This is a genomic window from Candidatus Galacturonatibacter soehngenii (genome assembly GCF_008830185.1).
Taxonomy (GTDB): Bacteria; Bacillota; Clostridia; order Lachnospirales; family Lachnospiraceae; genus Lachnotalea; species Lachnotalea soehngenii.
The window spans coordinates 153,878-173,619 of sequence record NZ_WAGX01000007.1 but is presented as its reverse complement, the minus strand read 5'-3'; the positions used below and the strand labels follow the sequence as shown (position 1 = coordinate 173,619).

Here is a 19,742-nt window from a genome sequence, read left to right as displayed (position 1 = left end):
CTTCCTTTTCAGGCTGGCCCTAAAGGGCTTTTTTATTGACTCCTTATTCCTGCAAGCTCCTTGAGCCTTTCATGATAGCTTTATTCTCTAGCTTCCCTCTTAGGGATTACTTTTTGCTTTTTTGTACTGGCTCACCCGTAAACGGGTCAATATATTCATTCAATGTCATCTGATCTGCTTCATGATCTTCTTTCAATTGATTTGCAATATATTCTTGAATCTTTTTTGTGTTTTTCCCTACTGTATCAACATAATATCCTCTATACCAAAAGTGTCGATTCCCATATTTATACTTTAAATTAGCATGCTTTTCAAATATCATAAGCGAACTTTTACCTTTTAAATATCCCATTATAAGCTGCAGAACCTATCTGCAGAGCTAACGCTCCCTTGACTATTAATTTACTTTAATAAAAAGTATTATAATATGCTTAATGATTCAATATTATATTTAAAAAGATCAAAAATATCTCTGATTGATGTTCCATCAATTTTATATTCCGCCATTGTCTTTATCAACTTCTGTTTATCATCAAATTCACAAATTTTTAATAGTTCCTTTTTTGTAGAATCACAATAAAAATACCAATATCCATCAGTACTATTTGTTATAGAATACTGATTTTTATTATATTCAAACTCTATTTCCCTTCCAACTTCTAATTCTTTTGATAACATATCAAAATTATACATGTCCATATTTTACCAATATGCCTTTCCTCTTTTACCATTAGACCATTTATGTCTATGTGGAAATGGTTCCTTTCCATTACCACCATGTCGATAATCAATATCTACATCTGCATTACCGTTTTTATCATAATATCGTCTTTGTTTTAAATTTCCATCTTTATCATACAAATCTTTTGAAGAATATGCTTTACCTTCTGTAGGTAAACTTCCTCCCACTTGTTTTGAATGAGAAAATGGTTTCTTACCCTTGTTTTTAGCTCTAATATAATTAGCTTTTATTAAAGTTTCTGCTTGAGTTATTGGATCAGGAATTATAGCTGAGTGAATCGTATAAGTAATACTTTTTTGTTCAGTAACAATAGGATTTTTTGCAAATGATGGCATATCTATACTAAAAGCCACTATAAGAGCAAAAACAAAACATAATGTTTTACTAATTATTTTTTTTTATTATCTCCCCTTTTATATGATAAAAATAATTTAACATATAATGGTAAAAAATGAAATACATGTACAATAATCTTAAGATTATTGTACATGAAATGTAAAAACATAAATCAGATATTTTTTACTTAATATATATTTTATACAATTCTTCCCTAAATTTATTTCCATGCCCCAAATTTTGTTGTACAACACACCACGAATCACGCTCATTTAAGCCTTTTTCTCTTTCTTCTTGCATTCTTTCACTTGCATATAATTTTCTAATACTATGTATTGTTGTTGCATAATATTTTTTATCAAGTGATAAATCTTGCATAACACGTCTTATTCCCCGATTCAAACTATCTTCACTTACTCCACGACAAATATATTGTCCTTTCATTTCTTCTTTTAAATCAGTAAAATAAGCTATATCTGGAGTTCGAATTGATACATCTCTAAATTTACCATTCTTAGACCCTTCACGAACTTCAATTACACCTTTTTCTAAATTTATGTTATCTGAATGTAATCTTGCTATTTCTTTTACACGCAAACCCGCTCTATATGCTATTTCTATGCAGACAACTGACAGTGCTTATTTTTAAAAAATTTCTTATGAAATTGTTGATTTTACTATGTTCTTTTAAGTTTTAAGCGAGCGTTACATTTTTTTCTTGTACGCTAATTGCTATTGCATTCAGGAATGTGCTTTTTTCAGCCAAAACACTCCAAAGTCTTTGAATCTTTTAGACTAATATTTTCTTTATTTCCTCTCTTCTTTACTTTATATTTTTTTACTTTTTACTTGCTTATTCCCTTGGGTAATATGTTATGCTAATGAAAAGGAGGTGTTTAAAAATGAAGATTAACCAAGTAGCAAAGATAAGCAACCTGTCACAAAAGACGATAAGATATTACGAGGAACGTGGCTTGATTCGCCCAGATATTAAAGTAATTCGTAATAGAAATTTCAGAGATTATTCCAAGCAGACCGTTTGTCGCCTGATATCCATTTCCACGCTAAGAAAACTCTTATTTTCTATAGATGAAATTAAGATACTTTTGGAGCAACCTGATAAAATGCAAGAGATTTTAATGGCTTATGAAAACAGAATACGTGAAGAAACAAAACAAAGGACTTTAATATTATCCACTCTTTCTAACATCAAAGCAAATATGAATATCAAAGACATTGACTCTTTATCGGAGGCATTCATCGATATCTCCCAAAATTATAGACTTCCTCTTTGTGACATTTACCCTGATTTTTCTCACATTGATCCAAAAGAGCCAGAGTATAATAACCAAAGAAAACGTCGTATCTACACCAAGCATTCCTTATTTGCAAAAAAGGCGAATGCGATTGAATTATTTATATTAGAGCTTTTGTGGAAAAATAAAAGTATGGATTTTAATGCAATTGCACACAGATGTATCGAACGAGGCATCTTTTTGGACAGTGAAATAGCCTTTAAAACTTTTAAACGAATGCAAAGGAGAAAGCTAATTCAATATAAAGAAGGCTATTACACTCCTCTTGTATCTTCCTCTCATCTTGAATTTCGTAACTATGATAGCATAATACAAACCGCTTACAACGGTTCACCAAATAAGTTAATCTATACGCCGCCTTCTACGCCAACAGGCTTTGGCTCAGGAGCAAATTAATCATCCTATTACTAAAAATAATAGAATGAACCCCTGATACATGAATTATTTTAGTCTAACTCATCAGGGGTTCATTTCTTATAAATCCTTGCTATGCTCTTTTCCATGAACTTGGATGTAATATCATCAATACTGGGAAAATCTCCAACCTTCCTACTAACATACAAAACGATAAAACTAGCTTACTCCAATCTGAATAAAAGGCGAAGTTCCCCGTTGGTCCTACTTTTCCAAAACCAGGCCCTACGTTACTAACAGCAGTAAGAACAGCAGAAAAATTCGTTTCAAAATCATGATTATCAAGTGATATGAGCAAAGTCGCACCAATTAATATCAAAAAATAAACAAAGCAAAAGGTAGTTACGCCAAACACCTGCTCTTCTTCTACTAACTTTCCGTCTGCTCTAATTGGTATAACTGAACGGGGATGTATTAATTTTTTTATATTTCTGCGTATAACTTTTAACATAATCAAAAGACGAATCTGCTTAATTCCACCTGCTGTGGAACCAGCACAGCTTCCTGCAAACATTAGACACATTAAAATCATCTTACTAAACGCTGGCCATTGATTATAATCTGCAGTTGCAAACCCAGTTGTTGACACCAAGGAAGTGACTTGAAAAAATGACTGATAAAATGCTACCCATATGGAACCATATAACCCTTTAATATTAACTGTAATCAAAAGGGTGGCTAAGGTGACTATCACAATGAATAATTTTACCTCACTATTCTTTTTTATCTCAAATACATTACGTTTTAAAATATAAAAATAAATTGTAAAATTCACTCCAAACACTATCATAAATATGGATATAATCATATAGATTAATGGACTGTTATAATAGGCTAAACTATTATTCTTAATTCCGAATCCACCTGTACCAGCTGTTCCAAAGGTATGAACAATGGAATCAAATAAAGGCATTCCCGCTAAAAGTAAGCAGACAATACATATTAATGTAAGAATGAAGTAAATACTATATAATATCATTGAAGTGTCTTTAATCTTAGGAACTAGTTTACCTGGAGAAGGTCCTGGAGACTCTGCTCTTAAGATATGTTGGGTTCTTCCATTCATAGAAGGTATGAGTGTAAGGAAAAAAACCAAAACCCCCATTCCTCCAAACCAATGAGTAAAACTTCTCCAAAATAATAATCCCTTTGGTAATACCTCTACATCAGTTAATATACTTGACCCAGTCGTTGTAAATCCCGATATTGTTTCAAAAATACAATCTACAAAGGACGGAATTTCTCCTGAGATATAAAAGGGAAACGCACCAAACAAGGCTAATATAATCCAAGACAAAGAGACGATCATAAAACCGTCTCTAGCAAACATTTTAGTTTTTTGTGCCTTAATGAGAGAAAGTACAAAGCCTATCACTGCCAGTATCACAATGGATATAAGGAATGCACTCGCACTTTCCTCCTTATAAATTAACGATACAATCAGGGAAGGAATCATTAACGCTGCTTCCAAAAGCATAACCTTACCCAGTATATTGGAAACTAATCTATAATTCATTTTAATCCTTCCTTACAATAAAATATCATTTAAATCTTTAATTACATCACTACGTTTTGTAACAATTAAAACTTTATCGCCAGCCGCAATCTTTTCATTACCATGCGGAATGGTAACTGTACTTCTATGTTGAATACAAGCTATAATAATTTCTTTTTTTAGCGGAAGATTTTTAATTGGAATATTTAACAACCTTGCAGACTGATTGGCTATAAAACTTATTACTTCTGCCTTGCCATCTACAATTTTGTATAAAGCCTCTACAAAGCTTCCTCTTGAATTTTGAATTCCTCTAACATATCCAATAATATTACTCGTTGTAATCATTTTCGGTTCAATAATACTATCCAAACCAACACGATTCATAATATCTGGAATTCGAATCCTAGTTGCCATCGTAATTACTTTGTCAACACCCTTCTCAATCCCATACATAGCAGTAATTAAGTTTTCTTCATCTCTTCCTGTCATAGCAATGAAGGCATCTACTTCCTCAATGTTCTCAGAATCTAATATCTCTTGGTCTGTTCCATCCCCTTCAATAATAATTGCTTCCTCAATCGTTTCTGAAAGTTCAATGCACTTTTTCTGGTTTATTTCTATTATTTTAACAGACATACCAAGCTTTGCTATAATCTTTGTTAAGTAATAGCTAGTACGCCCACCACCAACAATCAAAACCGTATTCACTCTTTGTATGTAGCGCCCGAGTAATTTGAATAAGTCTGTTATTCCTGTAATTCTACCCATAACATAAACTTTATCATATACTTGAAATTCAAAATCTCCATTTGGGATATAAGCGATACCATCCCTTTCCACCGCTACAAACAAAATATTCTTTGGAAGTTTTCCACTCAGTTTTGAAAGCTTAGCGCCTGCAAGCATATCTCCTTCTTGAATTCTAAAATCTATTAAACGTTCCTTACCATCAAAGAATAATTCAATATTCATCGCGGAAGGAAACTGTAATATATTTGCTATTTCTTGTGCAGCCGCAAACTCTGGATTGATTACCATGTCAATTCCCATCTGCTCTTGTAGCGCTGCATATTCTTCATAATACTCAGGGTCACGAATTCTTGCAATTGTTTGAATACTCTTTGATAATTTTTTTGCTGTTAAGCAGGTCAACATATTCATCTCATCTCGAGAAGTTACAGCAATCACTAAATCTGCCTCTTCAATACCTGCCTCAATTAAGACACTTGCTCTTGCTCCGTTTCCTTTGATGCACATAACATCAAGTGTCTCATCTGCTTTTCTTAATGCCAATTCATTTTTGTCAATCACTGTAATGCTGTGATTTTCCTTGGTAAGCTGTTCCGCTAAAGCATATCCTACTTTACCGTCTCCTACTATTATAATATTCATTTTACACCGCACCTAAATTTTATTTTTCAATCGATACGTAACCTAATATATCACCTTTTTAAACCATTAACAACTACTTATTATAACTATTTTTTACAAATAATTACAAAGTGTGAGATTGTCCCACACTTTGTATCTTTTACATATTATCCACTTGTTCATATACCCTTGGAAAAGTAATTGTAACACGAAACAAATCTCCATCTAGGTAAATCTCAAAGTCACCTTTTTGAAGTGTAGTGAGGTTTTTTGCAATGGATAATCCAAGCCCACTACCTTCTGTACTTCTTGACACATCTCCTCGGATAAAACGCTCTGTCAGTTCTTCCGCATCTATATTCAATGGATTTTCAGAAATATTTTTAATGGATAAAATTACTTTATCCTCATCTGCCTTTACATCTACGTATACTCGAGTGTTTTTCATAGCATACTTTGTCACATTATTATACAGATTTTCAATTACTCTCCACATTCTTCTTCCATCTGCTAATATGAAGATAGGTTCTTCTGGTAACTTTCTTATTATTTGAAGATTCTTATTTTCTAGTTTTTCGCTGAACTCTCCCTCAGTCTGATTCACCAACTCAACAAAATTAATCTTTGTCATTTCCAGCTTAATGTTACCCGAACTTATTTTAGATGCCTCTACTAAATCTTCGGTTAGATTTTTTAATCGTTGCGATTTGTTATCTAATATTTCAATGTAACCTCTAATTTTTTCATTCTCAATATTCTCTCTCTTAATCAAATCCACATAATTAATGATAGAAGTAAGTGGCGTCTTGATATCATGGGATACATTTGTAATCAAGTCGGTTTTTAATCGCTCATTTCTTACACTTGCATCAACCGCATTATGTAACCCCTCTCCAATATTATTTATGGCATCTGCTAATATCTCATTACTTCCACTTAAGTTAATCGTATCGATTTTATACTCCAAGTCTCCATTGGATATTTCTTTGATTCCATTTAAAATCGTTTGCCTTGCAACCGCTTCTCTAAGCAGGAAAAACCCTACGACTGCTGAAAAGGAAAACCAAAGCATCATAATCATATAACTTCTACTATTAATCCCGATTCCAAGAACAACAAGTGTTACAGCAAGAAATCCAAGATATAAAACGATTGTTTTTGTTGTCGCTTTTCTATATTTTATGAAGATAACCAACCAATGAAGCAGGCTATATACAATACTGTTCTTCCATAACACTCCTGCTTTTATACGCCTTACAAGACTTAAAAAAGCAAATGTGAATAAAGCCGTTTCAATTCCCAAACCTACCACGATAGTAAGATCAGAAGAAAAATTGTTATAGACACTCATCATGATTAACAAGAATACAATACCAATAGCAATCATAAATCCTGCACTTACTTCTGTTTTCATTTTATCAAAGCTATTTAAGTGTATCTCATCGTCCTTCGCACTTCTACCACACACCGTAACAAGATATACAAAACAAAAGAAAATAATAAGACTACTCACGATGGATGCAATGATACTATTTCGAGTATTATAAAAGGTTTCGTTAGCTTCAAAAAAAACATCTCTATGCGGATAATTCGTATCAACTCCTACCGCATAAATATAATTTACCTCATCGGCTACCTTAAAAGTATCCAAATTAATGTCTTCATTTACAAAATTAATAAAAGTAAATTCTTTATTAAGTGCATTATAAATAATACCCGTCTTACTATCAAAATAAGTACGATAGTCCGTATTTTCATCAATACAGTTATTTAAAATCGTATCTCCTTTGTAATCTTTTATATAGATCTTAAAATTAGTACTATCTAAGCCATTGAAATACGTCTCATACCGTTTATAAAAATCATACTTATCTCTAATCGTTTCAATCGCCTCTTGTAATTCATAACTGGATTTTTCTATTTCCGAAAAATCATTTCGTTCCAAACAGCTCATTAATATTGTATCAATATCAATTGCGCTATATTTTTCCCTAATAACCTCTTTATTTAAATCCTCGCGACTTAACTTAAACCCCAAACTCTGCATACTTAAAAGCATAATCTCAATAGAATCATCTGAATTTTCTTCCTCTGGCGTAACCACAACTGCATCTGTAACAGCTCCCATAGCCTTTATAAATACGTCAAATTTCGTTGATAATTTATTGTTCGTTGATAATTTGTTGTCCGTAGACATTCTTTCTTCTAATACTTCATAAAGGGTGGCAGTTTCAACTCCTTCTTGCCCCCAATCCACTAAGTCTTGTAACTTGTATTTGGCTTCTAAACCAAACAAGCTAATATTACTTTCATCACTTATAAATTCACTAAGACTAACCTCTTTGTTTCCGTTATACTCTCCTGCAACCTCCAAAGCCTTCTTAACTTCTATAAAATAATTTGCATTACTAATATTTTGAATAAACATATCCCTAAAATCTTGAGATTCTAGATATGTTTTGGTGGATAATATCTCTCCTATATTGTTAAGCTTATATGTTATATTTCCCCCATATAAGGTAATCGCAAGAGTTGTCATAACCAAAATATTAAGTAATAAAAAACTAATGAATTTTGTTACATTCGAATATACGATTCTCTTCATGTTTAAACCTACCTTCTATAGTTTCTCCACCTTATAACCAATTCCCCACACCACTTTTAAGTACCTTGGCTCCTTTGGATTGATTTCAATTTTTTCTCTTATATGACGAATGTGAACTGCCACTGTATTATCTGCTCCTACTGCATCTTCATTCCATATATTTTCATAAATCTGATCAATTGAGAATACTCTTCCTTTGTTTTTTACCAAAAGAAGTAAAATATTATATTCAATTGGAGTAAGCTTTACAATTTCGCCCTCAACACAAACGGTCTTACGCTCATCATCTATCTCCAGCCCTCCCGTTTTATATATATTGGTATTGTCTTCTTCATTCATGTTGCCTAGTTTTGTATACCTTCTTAATTGAGATTTTACCCTAGCTACTAATTCAAGAGGATTAAACGGCTTTGTTACATAATCATCTGCACCAATATTAAGCCCCAATATCTTATCATTATCTTCTGACTTTGCAGATAGTATGATAATTGGAACACTACTTTCTTTTCTTATTTGGAGAGTCGCTCGAATTCCATCAAGCTTTGGCATCATTACATCTATCACAAGCAAATGTATGTTATTTGTCTTTAACATCTTGATTGCCTCTTCTCCATCGTATGCTTTTAATACATGATATCCTTCCTGTACCAAATAAATCTCAATTGCCTCTACTATTTCTTTATCGTCATCACAAACTAATATATGAAACAATTTTATCCCACCTTTTCCTTTTGATGATTGACTCACTCTCTATATTATAATGTAATATTATCTTTCCTCCTATACTTTATCAATACTTTTTTAATACCGGGTCATTATTTTTCTTAATTCTTTCTTAATTAGAAAAAGCATGTTTGAAAAGAAATAACTCTCAGAGCAATGTCTGAGAGTTATTATAATCTTACTTATTGAAAAAAGCTTTTTAAAAGTTCAATAAAACTAACGAAAATATCTTTTATCTGAGCACGAACCCCTGCATCATCCAAATCAATTCCCATATCCTTTAAGCTATTATACAATTCCTTTGCTTGGGATTTTAATGCTTCCTTATCAATGTTAAGGCCAGAGATTTTTCCCATAAGTGAGCTAATTTGACTTCTTTGCGAATCGCTAAGTGTAATATTAAGTTCTTTGGATGCTTGTTCAATTGCCTTCATGATATCTTCTTCTGAATTTAGATTTCCTTCTACCACATATTGTTTTGCCAGTGCCATAAGCTGTTCTACTTTTTCACTGTCTCCAAGTGTATCCGCAATGCTTCCTGTAGTTACAAGTTCATTCACAGCTGCATCTATACTTTCTTCTGAAACGGTTTCTCCTGTCATAGTTTCATAAGCCTTTAATGCACCAACAAGCGCAGCCGTTCCTGAAATATCAAAAGGACCAGCAACTACAACGTTTGCATCTGTGATACCTGCTGTAATCAATGCATTTCGATACATTCCTGTTGTACAATAAGTGATGTTATGTGTCGTAACATGGATTCCACTACCTGCTTTATTTTTGGTAATTAATACAGAAGATAACGAACGCCCACCAATTACGTTTTCTGACATGTAGTCACCTAAGTAATTCTTCTCATCTTGATTGGTAATGGTTATCACATCATAACTACTCAAATCATCTTGCCCTATTCCAAGTTTTTCCAATACAGTCGCTTTTTCGGATTCACTCAAATCAGCACCAAGTGCCAAATAAGGTCTTGAATCGTCTGCCAAGGCTGTCAGCGGAGCAGCCATTATCATAGCAAAGGCCATAACAATACAAAGTAATTTTTTATTCATCCATTTCATTTTTATTTCCTCCAACGTTTATCTTTCATTAAATGCATCCTCTTAAAGCTGGTCAAAAGACCAGGCCATAACATTTGCTTATTTATTATAACAGATAAATTTGACGAAACCATGAACTTGTATGAATTATATCTTACAATTTCTTTATGAAATGTTCTACTGCTTCTTCTTTGGTTGCAAAAGAAGTCACCAATCGAATCACCGTATTCTCCTCATCTAATGACTCAATTTCCTCAAATAGAAAATCTTTCTTTAACCTTTTTATGGTCTCATTGCTCATAATTGGAAATTGCATATTGGTATAAGAGTCTGATACAAACTGATAACCCTTTTTTATAAGTCCATCTTTTAGCTTCATAGACAGTTGGTCTGCATGACTAGCCAGTTCTAAATACAAATCATTGGTAAATAGCTCCAAAAACTGAATGCCAAGTAATCGCCCCTTTGCAAGCATTCCGCCTTGACGCTTTATCATAAATCGAAAATCCTTCTTTAATGTGTCATTCAAAATGGCAAGAGCTTCTCCAAACAAAGCACCGTTTTTTGTCCCACCAATGTAAAAAGCATCCGTAAGATTTGCTATATCACAAAAGGTTAAATCTGTTTTACCACTTGCTAACGCTGCTGCAAGCCTTGCACCATCCATATATAGATATAAGTCATGCTCTTTGCAATACATAGAAATAGCTGTTAGTTCCTCTTTGTTATATACCGTTCCAAGCTCCGTTGAATTAGAAATGTATACAAGCTTTGGCTGTACCATATGCTCATCAGTATGTTCTCTTATTATTTTATCAATTAACACAGGTGTTAGCTTTCCATCCCTTGCCCTACATGTCACTACCTTATGACCTGTTGCTTCGATTGCTCCTGTTTCATGCACGTTAATATGTCCCGTATCTGCTGATACTGCCGCCTGATATGGTTTTAAAAAAGCGGCAATTGCGGTTTGGTTTGTTTGAGTGCCTCCCACAAAAAAGTGAATATCCGCCTTTTTATCTCCAATGATATCTTGTATTCTTTTTTTTGCCTTTTCACAATACTCATCGAGTCCATAGCCAACTGTTTGTTCCATATTTGTTTTTGTGAGTGCTTCGATTATACGTGGATGCGCTCCTTCACTGTAATCATTTTTAAAGCTATACATACTTTCCTCCTTGTATCTACATTAACCTAAGTCAAACCATTATATCATACATTCTTTTTATTTTTGTAACGTATCTATTATAACGGATTTTTTCTTTGAATATTCCATGTACTGCTTTTTAAGAGAAATATTTTCTTCAAAAAAATCCAATAGGATGCTAACTTGTTCTACTGTAGAGGAGTTTAGAGAATGCTCAATCAACTCTACTTCCTTAAGTGGATTATTATTTCCAATCAATCTTAAAAATTGCTCCACTATATCATGTCGATATAAAAGATATGTCCCTGCCTGTTCGCCCTTTTCTTCCAATAAAATACTCTCGTAAGCATCATACTTTAAGTAACCAAGCTTTACCAGCCTAGCAATCATTTTCGATGCAGAGGAAGGACGTACATTTAACAGCTCAGAAATTCTGCTGACACGAGTATAGCCATTTTCTTTGCATTGCCTACAGACCATTTCCAGATAATCTTCCATTGCCGAAGTTAGTTCATTTTCCTGCTGATTATCCAATTGATATCCACGTACCGTGCGATATTGAGATTTATATTGATGAGTCATGTTCTTTCTTCCTTATTATATTTGTTTCTTAATATATATTCGTAACACTTCTTACTTAGGTATCATATATTAGTCAAAGGAAATATTCTTTCTCGCCGCTAACGCTATCAGAAGGAATAACTTTGTATAGAAAACCGTTGTTATAAGGAGGGATGTTATGAAAAAAAATTTCAAAAGCATTTTAGGAATTATACTTTGCATGATGCTCTTGCTACCTGCATGCTCGAATCAGACCGCAAATATAACTTCTTCAAAAAGTACACTAAATATAGTTGCAACGACTACAATGCTTGCTGATTTGTCAAAAAACATCGGAGGCGACAGAGTCACCGTAGATGGTTTAATGGGGCCTGGTATTGACCCTCACCTATACCAAGCCAGCGCTGGCGATGTAACATTAATGCAAAAGGCACAAATTGTCGTATATAACGGGTTGCATCTAGAAGGCAAGATGGGAGAAATATTTGAAAATCTTAATAATCAAAAAGTGATTTGCATTGGAGAAGGTCTTGATCCTTCCATGTTGCTAAAGTCTGAAACAAATTCTAAAACTTATGACCCTCATATCTGGTTTGACGTTACGCTTTGGAAACAAGCTGCACAAATCGTTGCAAATGGATTTAAGGAAGCCGATCCAGAATATGCCTCCCTATATGATAAGAATTTGTCTGATTATCTAAAAAAATTGGAAGAATTAAACTTGTATATTCAATCAAGAACTACAGAGTTAAGCAAAGAACAGCGTGTGTTGGTTACGGCACATGATGCATTTCAATACTTTGGCAAGGCATATGGCTTTGAAGTAAAAGGACTTCAAGGCATTAGCACTGATGCAGAAGCAGGTACGGCGGATGTAAGCTCTCTTGCTGACTTTATCGTAGAGCGACAAATCAAAGCTATCTTCGTAGAATCCTCCATACCTCCAAAGACAATTGAAGCCTTGCAATCCGCCGTAAAGGCAAAGGGCTTTGATGTGGTGATTGGTGGCGAATTATATTCAGATTCACTAGGTGATGAATCCTTAGGTGCCGCCTCCTATATCCTAACCTTTCGCTCTAATATTGATACGATTGTAGATGCTTTAAAATAAAACTAAATAGAATATGAATAAAGGAAATGGAGGATTAAAATTGAGCAAAGATATCATAGACTATGCAGTAGAAGTAGAAGATCTTACCGTTGCATATGATGCAAAACCAGTTCTATGGGAGATCGATTTAAAAATTCCTAAAGGCCAATTAATGGCAGTCGTTGGGCCAAATGGAGCTGGTAAAACAACACTTATGAAAGCCATGCTTGGGCTTTTAACCCCTGTTACAGGAGCTGTCCGCTTTATGGATAAAGAAAGCAAGGATATTCGCTTTATGAAAAAACATATTGGATATGTTCCACAAAGCGGAAGTGTTGATTGGGATTTCCCTGCTACTGTTTTTGATGTCGTTTTAATGGGGTGCTATGGAAAACTTGGCTGGATAAGACGCCCTCGTAAAGCAGACATTGAATTGACTTATACAGTACTAAAAAAAGTAGGTATGGAGGATTATGCATTACGGCAAATCAGCCAGCTTTCAGGTGGGCAACAGCAACGCGTGTTTTTGGCTCGTGCTCTTGCACAAGAGGCAGAAATCTATTTTATGGATGAACCTTTTAAAGGAGTGGATGTACAAACAGAAAAAGCAATCATACTTCTCTTAAAAGAAATAAAAGAGCAAGGAAAAACTGTTGTTGTGGTTCATCATGATCTTCAAACTGTGCCAGATTATTTTGATTGGGTTACACTGATTAATTTACGTGTTGTTGCAAGCGGCCCAGTAGAAGAGGTATTTCACGAAGATAACCTGCAAAAGACATACAAAAGTACAAAAACCCTACTGGGCAGCGAGGTGTAATATGACAGCAATCTTATCTTTATTAAACGACTATACTTTTCAGACAGTCGCTTTAGGTTCTGGACTTTTAGGACTTATTAGCGGTGTAATGGGTAGCTTTGCTGTGCTTCGAAAACAAAGTCTGTTAGGAGATGGTGTTTCCCATTCTGCTTTACCAGGAGTAGCCATTGCTTTTATTTTGCTAAGCAGTAAAAACACTGAAGTACTCTTACTTGGAGCTTTGCTCTCAGGTTTACTGGCAACGCTTTTTATAATCACTATTGTAAGACATTCCCGTATTAAATTTGACGGTGCATTGGCTCTTGTTATGTCCGTGTTTTTTGGGCTTGGTCTGGTGCTTCTTACCTATGTACAAAAGATACCGAATTCCAATCAGGCAGGGCTGAAACGTTTTATCTTTGGTCAGGCATCCACACTATTATCACGTGATATCTTTCTCATGAGCATATGTGGTTTTATATTACTTAGTCTGGTCGTTTTATTTTGGAAAGAATTTAAGCTTTTTACTTTTGATAGTGATTATGCAAAGAGCCTTGGCTTTTCTCCAAAAAAACTTAATTTATTGTTATCCCTTATGATTGTTCTTGCTATCATAATAGGCCTTCAAACAGTCGGTGTCATTTTAATGAGTGCTATGCTTATTACGCCTGCCGTAGCAGCCAGACAATGGACGAATAAGCTATGGGCGATGGTCTTTTTGTCTTCTTGTTTTGGTGCAGTATCAGGTGTAGTTGGAACCGCCGCTAGTTCTATGATTCCAAAGCTTCCTACTGGTCCCTCTATCGTAGTTTGTATTAGCATCATCGTAATCATAAGCATTTTAGCCGCTCCTGGAAGAGGAATTCTTCACCGCATGTATCGTCATAGAAAGAACAGGCTTTTATATAAGCTGGAAGGAGGTCAGATCAATGTCCCCACAATTTGAAATTCAACTTATCGCAGTCATTGTCGCAGTCGCTTGTTCTTTGCCTGGTGTATTTTTAGTCCTTAGAAAAATGTCTATGATGTCTGACTCCATCACTCACACCATTTTACTTGGAATCGTACTGGGGTTTTTTATGACTCATAACTTATCGTCTCCTATTTTAATACTTGGCGCCGCGTTAATGGGTGTAATAACGGTCTGGCTTACTGAGACCTTAAGTCGAACCCGACTTCTAGCAGAAGACGCAGCGATTGGGATTGTATTTCCACTGCTTTTTTCAATTGCAATTATTTTGATTACCAGATATGCTGGGAGCGTGCATTTGGATACGGATTCCGTACTACTAGGTGAGCTTGCGTTTGCTCCATTTGACCGAATGATCATTGGCGGTGTTGACATTGGCGCAAAGGCTATTTACACGACTGGTATACTATTATTAATTAACGTAACTGCTATTATTGTTTTCTTTAAAGAGCTTGAAATATCTGCCTTTGACCCAATACTTTCTGCCTTACTTGGCTTTTCCCCTGCCTTGATACATTACGGGCTTATGACTTGTGTCTCTCTTACTACTGTAGGCGCCTTTCAGGCTGTAGGCTCTATATTGGTAGTAGCTTTTATGATAGGACCTCCAATTACTGCGTATCTACTTACTGACAGCCTAAAATATATGTTACTGTTAAGTGCCCTGATTGGTGCCGCCAATGCAATACTTGGTTATCAGGCTGCTGCTTTTTTTGATGTCTCAATTGCGGGTAGCATGGCTGTCATGACAGGTCTTACTTTTCTTCTTGTCTTTATCTTTGCCCCTCACCATGGTTTTGTCAGTACCTTAAGAAGGCGAAATCAACTAAAATTAGAGTTTGCTAAAATGACATTTCTTTTTCATATTTACAATCAAGAGGGCAATGAAAGGAATGATTGCAAGGCAAGTGTTGATGAAATACAGACCCACTCACATTAAGATTTTTCTTTTTAACCTGTCATATACTTAAAAATATAGGTGTTTTGGGAGAGCACACTCACACAAAACACCTATGATTTGTAAATCTTTCTATGTAAGAATATTTTTATATTCTTCCAAATTCTCACACATTTTCATCAAAACCTTTGAAAATACTTCTAACTCCCCTTCCTCTATATCTTTACATAAAATCTCATCAAACCGTTCAAATGTGGTTCTAATTTCTTGTGCCTTTGTTCTTCCTAGCTGTGTCAGACAAATCAAAAATGAACGTCTACATCCAGGATTGACTTCACGTATGATATATCCCATCTTTTCTAATTTATCCAAGTTTCTTGACATAGTCGGTGCATCCAGATGACAAAAATCTCCTAATTCCTTTTGTGTTACCTGATCTTTATCCAAAAGTCTATTTAATATTCTAGCTTGACCTTGCCCTGGGGTAAGTCCTATGTCTAAAAAAACGGGAGAAATGATTTGCTTTCTGATTTTATCCTCACGTACAAGTAGTTCTCTAATATCTTGTTTTTTCATATCAATAAACCTCCTCTTTCTTTGGTCTAAGCCAATTCGAATAATCCAGTGTATAACTGATAGTATTTTCCTTTTTCCATTAACAACTCATCATGGCTACCACGTTCTATGACCTCACCCTTTTCAAGAACAAGGATTGCCTGCGAATTTCGAACTGTTGAAAGTCTATGGGCTATGACAAATACAGTTCGATTCTCCATTAACGCATCCATTCCCTTTTCAATTAACTTTTCTGTTCTTGTATCAATGGAACTGGTGGCTTCATCCATTACAAGTACTGGTGGCTGTGATATTGCCGCTCTTGCAATGGCAAGAAGCTGTCTTTGACCTTGTGATAAGTTACTGCCGTCACTTTCTAATATGGTATCGTAACCATTTGGAAGACGCCTAATAAACGAGTCAGCATTTGCAATCTTGGCCGCTTGTAGCACATCTTCCTTTGTCGCAGTTAACCTTCCGTATCGAATGTTTTCTTCAATACTTCCGCTAAATAAATGTGTATCTTGAATAATAAGAGATATAGAGCGCCTTAAATCATCCTTTTTTATATTTCTTATATCAATACCATCATAAGTAATGGTTCCGCTATTAATCTCATAAAATCGATTGATTAGATTAATTATAGTCGTTTTTCCTGCTCCTGTTGACCCTACAAATGCAATTTTTTGACCAGGTTTTGCATAGAGGCTAATTCCATTTAGAATCCTGTTGTCTTTTGTATAACCAAAGACAACCTTTTCAAACCTCACATCACCTTTTAAAGGAATCAATTGTTGTTCCCTATGGTCTTCCTTTGGAATCTTCCATGCAAATAATCCCGTATATTCTTCGCATTCCTTTAGACTATGATCCGTTTCTCTTTTAACTCTACACAGTGTAATGGTTCCTTCATCGATTTCTGGCTGTTCTTCCATCATATCAAAAATCTTTTCTGCACTTGCAAGTGCTACCATAAGAAAATTAATCTGCATCGTAAATTGATTCATAGGCATGGCACTTTGTCTTACATATACAAGATAAGAGGCCAAAGTTCCAAGATTGGTCAATCCTGCTAATACAAACAATCCTCCCACACAAGCAGATACTGCATAGTTGATATAGGATAGCGAAACTATGGTTGGTATCGTCATTCCTGTGTACGTCGTTGCCATTGTGGAAGACTCTCTTAGTTTTTCGTTTAGTTTTTGAAAGGTTTCAAAGTCTTTTTTTTCATGCAAAAATAATTTTTCAACCTTTTGTCCCTCTACCATCTCTTCTATAAATCCATTCAAATTACCAAGATTTTTCTGCTGTTCACGAAAATACTTTTTACTTCTTTTTCCATTGTGTCTAATGTACAAAAGCATAAGAGATAAGAAGAATATAACAATCAGTGAAAGCTGCCAATCCAGAACAATTAACATTATGATAGTTCCAATAGAGGTTATAAAACTTTGAATCATTAAGGTAAAACTATTATTTAATGCTTCTGAAATCGTATCTATGTCGTTAGTAAAATGGCTCATAAGCTCGCCATGTGTATGTGTATCAAAATACTGTACAGGAAGCTTTTGGGTATGAGAAAATAAATCCATTCTTATATCACTTACAACCTGCTGTGAGACATGGACCATCCTTTTATTGTATACCAAGCAAGAAAAGGCACCGACCGCATACATAATTCCCATAAAAACAACCATTTGAAGTAGCCCAGATAAATTACCTGGTAAGATATATTCGTTAATAACTGGCTTTAATAAGTAAGTTCCAATAATACCAGCAAAGGAACTGATGCAGACCAATAGAGCAATTAAGCCTAAAGAAAGTTTATAGTGACTTAAATAACGCAAAAGATGTAAGAGTGCTTTTTTCGCATCCTTTGGCTTTACAGGCTTACTATTTTTCATCATGCTGTTTGCTCTCCTTTCTGCTGGGATTCATAGATGTCACGATAAATTTCATTGTCTAATAAAAGTGTTTCATGTGTTCCAATCGCATTTATTTTTCCATCTTCTAATATGATAATTTGATCCGCATGCGAAACAGAGGATATCCTTTGGCTAATAATAATTTTGGTGGTATCAGGAAGTGTTTTTTTAAGCCCTTCCATAATACTGCTTTCTGTTGCTGTATCAAGTGCACTTGTAGAATCATCTAGAATTAATATTTTGGGTTTTTTCAAAATGGCTCTTGCAATACAAAGTCGTTGTTTTTGCCCTCCTGATACATTGACTCCGCTTTGTCCAAGAATCGTATCATAACCTTGATCAAGTCGATCTATAAATTCATCAACACAAGCAATTTTACATGCCTCATTTAATTCCTCTGTCGTGGCATCTTCTTTTCCCCAATACAAATTCTCTTTCACTGTACCAGAAAATAAGGTGTTTTTTTGCAAAACCATAGCAATGGACTCTCTTAAATGAGATTGTGTATATTGATAAATCGGCTGTTCATCTATATAGATGGTACCCTTTGTTGCTTCATATAATCTAGGAATTAATTGAACTAAGGTACTTTTAGCTGAACCTGTTTGACCAAGAATTCCAACGGTCTGGCCTTCTTTTATTTCAAATGAAATATCTGATAGAACATATTCTTTTGCACTTTCTTTGTACTTAAAATACACTTGTTCAAAACGGATGGAACCCTTTGTAATTGTTAAATCTGTCGCGCGGTCATCCTGTATGACTGGTACCTCATGAAAAATCTCAGAGATTCGATTCCAAGAAGTCATAGAACGAGTTAATAGCAAAAAAACATTTGAAAACATCATAAGAGAATTAAGTACTTGCAACACATAGCTTAAAAAACTGGTTAAAGCACCCACCTTCATATTCCCAACCATAACGAGATTACCGCCAAACCACAATATACTGATTATCGTTGCATACATCACAAACTGTAATGCTGGCATATTCATGGAAGCTAGCGTAAAGGATTTCTTTGCAGAACTTTGTAGATTATCATTTACTTCCTGAAACTTTTTAATCTCATGGTCTCCTCTTACATAAGCTTTTACGACGCGAATGGCAATTAGGTTTTCTTGAATAATTTTATTTACCGAATCGATTGCTCCTTGCATGTTACCATACAAAGGCCTTACGTTTTTAATGATAAGAAATAAAATAAATGCAAGTATAGGAGCCGCAATTAAAAAAACAAATGCTAATTCGGCATTCAAACGAAAGGAAACAACGATAGCCGTTAACATCATAATAGGGGAGCGAAAGCCTGGACGTATTCCATTTGTAATGGAATTTTGAATTGTTGTAACATCACTGGTTAGCCTTGTAACCAAGGATGGGGTACTAAACTTATCCGTATTAGCAAAGGAAAATGTCTGCATCTTTTGAAAAGCTCCTGCCCTTATTTGGGCAGCAATTCCGCTTCCACATCTTGCCGTATACTTCGCACAAGCATGACCAAGAAGCAAGGATATAACGGCTAAGAAAACCATTTGTGCTCCTTTTCGTAAAATGTAGTCTTTATCACCATTCACAATTCCAACATCAATAATATCTGCCATAACCATTGGTATAATTAACTCAAAAACCGTCTCAATTACAATGCATAGGACTGCTAGAATAAATTGTTTTTTATATTTTTTTGTATAGATTAAAAAGTCATTCATATTGTAACGCTCCATTGTTGTTTATTTTAGTTGC

18 protein-coding genes and 1 pseudogene are annotated in these 19,742 nt (G+C 34.6%); 5 read left to right on the top strand and 14 right to left on the bottom strand.

Translation table 11 applies throughout. The features are described 5' to 3' along the window. Positions 1-106: 106 nt before the first annotated feature. The 4 genes and pseudogenes from F7O84_RS15555 to F7O84_RS15540 form a co-directional block, all read right to left on the bottom strand. A pseudogene (locus tag F7O84_RS15555) lies at positions 107-352 on the bottom strand (transposase); the annotation flags it as partial. Between the two features lie 68 nt (positions 353-420). Continuing rightward, positions 421-699, bottom strand: a complete 279-nt coding sequence (locus F7O84_RS15550; protein WP_151147337.1) for a hypothetical protein — start codon at positions 697-699, stop codon at positions 421-423. Between the two features lie 3 nt (positions 700-702). Continuing rightward, positions 703-1,077: a hypothetical protein gene (locus F7O84_RS15545; protein WP_151147335.1), complete on the bottom strand. Its 375-nt coding sequence runs from the start codon at positions 1,075-1,077 to the stop codon at positions 703-705. A 184-nt stretch (positions 1,078-1,261) separates the two neighbouring features. Beyond that, positions 1,262-1,693, bottom strand: coding sequence for a tyrosine-type recombinase/integrase (locus F7O84_RS15540; RefSeq protein ID WP_279238014.1), 432 nt, complete (start codon positions 1,691-1,693; stop codon positions 1,262-1,264). 287 nt (positions 1,694-1,980) lie between these two features. Between F7O84_RS15540 and F7O84_RS15535 the strand changes: the two genes are divergently transcribed. Continuing rightward, complete coding sequence (locus F7O84_RS15535; protein WP_192451789.1) at positions 1,981-2,790, top strand: MerR family transcriptional regulator; 810 nt, start codon at positions 1,981-1,983, stop codon at positions 2,788-2,790. 91 nt (positions 2,791-2,881) lie between these two features. On the opposite strand, the gene F7O84_RS15530 is transcribed toward F7O84_RS15535, so the two are convergent. The 7 genes from F7O84_RS15530 to F7O84_RS15500 all read right to left on the bottom strand — a co-directional run bounded on the left by F7O84_RS15530 (position 2,882) and on the right by F7O84_RS15500 (position 11,783). Beyond that, positions 2,882-4,324, bottom strand: coding sequence for a TrkH family potassium uptake protein (locus F7O84_RS15530; RefSeq protein ID WP_151147329.1), 1,443 nt, complete (start codon positions 4,322-4,324; stop codon positions 2,882-2,884). Between the two features lie 12 nt (positions 4,325-4,336). After that, positions 4,337-5,698 carry a Trk system potassium transporter TrkA gene (gene trkA, locus F7O84_RS15525; protein WP_151147327.1) on the bottom strand — a complete coding sequence of 454 codons (1,362 nt, stop codon included), beginning with the start codon at positions 5,696-5,698 and terminating at the stop codon, positions 4,337-4,339. 139 nt (positions 5,699-5,837) lie between these two features. After that, on the bottom strand, positions 5,838-8,282 hold the full coding sequence (locus tag F7O84_RS15520; RefSeq protein ID WP_151147324.1) for a HAMP domain-containing sensor histidine kinase: 2,445 nt from the start codon (positions 8,280-8,282) through the stop codon (positions 5,838-5,840). 15 nt (positions 8,283-8,297) lie between these two features. Then, the gene (locus F7O84_RS15515) at positions 8,298-8,993 is read right to left on the bottom strand and encodes a response regulator transcription factor (RefSeq protein ID WP_151148096.1); all 696 of its coding nucleotides are present in this window, start codon (positions 8,991-8,993) and stop codon (positions 8,298-8,300) included. Between the two features lie 194 nt (positions 8,994-9,187). Then, positions 9,188-10,075 (bottom strand): DUF1002 domain-containing protein, encoded by an 888-nt coding sequence (locus F7O84_RS15510; protein ID WP_243140916.1) that lies wholly within the window; start codon positions 10,073-10,075, stop codon positions 9,188-9,190. Positions 10,076-10,208: 133 nt separating this feature from the next. Beyond that, positions 10,209-11,222: a threonine aldolase family protein gene (locus F7O84_RS15505; protein WP_151147322.1), complete on the bottom strand. Its 1,014-nt coding sequence runs from the start codon at positions 11,220-11,222 to the stop codon at positions 10,209-10,211. A gap of 57 nt (positions 11,223-11,279) precedes the next feature. Beyond that, complete coding sequence (locus F7O84_RS15500) at positions 11,280-11,783, bottom strand: metal-dependent transcriptional regulator (protein ID WP_151147320.1); 504 nt, start codon at positions 11,781-11,783, stop codon at positions 11,280-11,282. 157 nt (positions 11,784-11,940) lie between these two features. Between F7O84_RS15500 and F7O84_RS15495 the strand changes: the two genes are divergently transcribed. From F7O84_RS15495 to F7O84_RS15480, 4 genes are read left to right on the top strand one after another with little or no spacing between them, the layout of a single operon-like run. Further along, a complete protein-coding gene (locus tag F7O84_RS15495) occupies positions 11,941-12,873 on the top strand; it encodes a metal ABC transporter solute-binding protein, Zn/Mn family (protein ID WP_151147318.1) in 933 nt (310 codons plus the stop codon). A 40-nt stretch (positions 12,874-12,913) separates the two neighbouring features. Continuing rightward, positions 12,914-13,672 carry a metal ABC transporter ATP-binding protein gene (locus F7O84_RS15490; protein WP_243140915.1) on the top strand — a complete coding sequence of 253 codons (759 nt, stop codon included), beginning with the start codon at positions 12,914-12,916 and terminating at the stop codon, positions 13,670-13,672. Position 13,673: 1 nt separating this feature from the next. Further along, entirely contained in the window at positions 13,674-14,597 is a 924-nt protein-coding gene (locus F7O84_RS15485) for a metal ABC transporter permease (RefSeq protein WP_151147314.1), read from the top strand. Next, positions 14,581-15,561, top strand: a complete 981-nt coding sequence (locus tag F7O84_RS15480) for a metal ABC transporter permease (protein WP_151147312.1) — start codon at positions 14,581-14,583, stop codon at positions 15,559-15,561. Before F7O84_RS15485 ends, F7O84_RS15480 begins: the two co-directional genes overlap by 17 nt. A 90-nt stretch (positions 15,562-15,651) precedes the next feature. On the opposite strand, the gene F7O84_RS15475 is transcribed toward F7O84_RS15480, so the two are convergent. The 3 genes from F7O84_RS15475 to F7O84_RS15465 are packed head-to-tail and all read right to left on the bottom strand — an operon-like array spanning position 15,652 to position 19,708. Further along, complete coding sequence (locus F7O84_RS15475; RefSeq protein ID WP_151147310.1) at positions 15,652-16,095, bottom strand: MarR family winged helix-turn-helix transcriptional regulator; 444 nt, start codon at positions 16,093-16,095, stop codon at positions 15,652-15,654. Between the two features lie 26 nt (positions 16,096-16,121). Further along, positions 16,122-17,981, bottom strand: a complete 1,860-nt coding sequence (locus F7O84_RS15470; RefSeq protein ID WP_420886648.1) for an ABC transporter ATP-binding protein — start codon at positions 17,979-17,981, stop codon at positions 16,122-16,124. Continuing rightward, the gene (locus F7O84_RS15465; protein ID WP_151147308.1) at positions 17,981-19,708 is read right to left on the bottom strand and encodes an ABC transporter ATP-binding protein; all 1,728 of its coding nucleotides are present in this window, start codon (positions 19,706-19,708) and stop codon (positions 17,981-17,983) included. Before F7O84_RS15465 ends, F7O84_RS15470 begins: the two co-directional genes overlap by 1 nt. Positions 19,709-19,742: the final 34 nt, after the last annotated feature.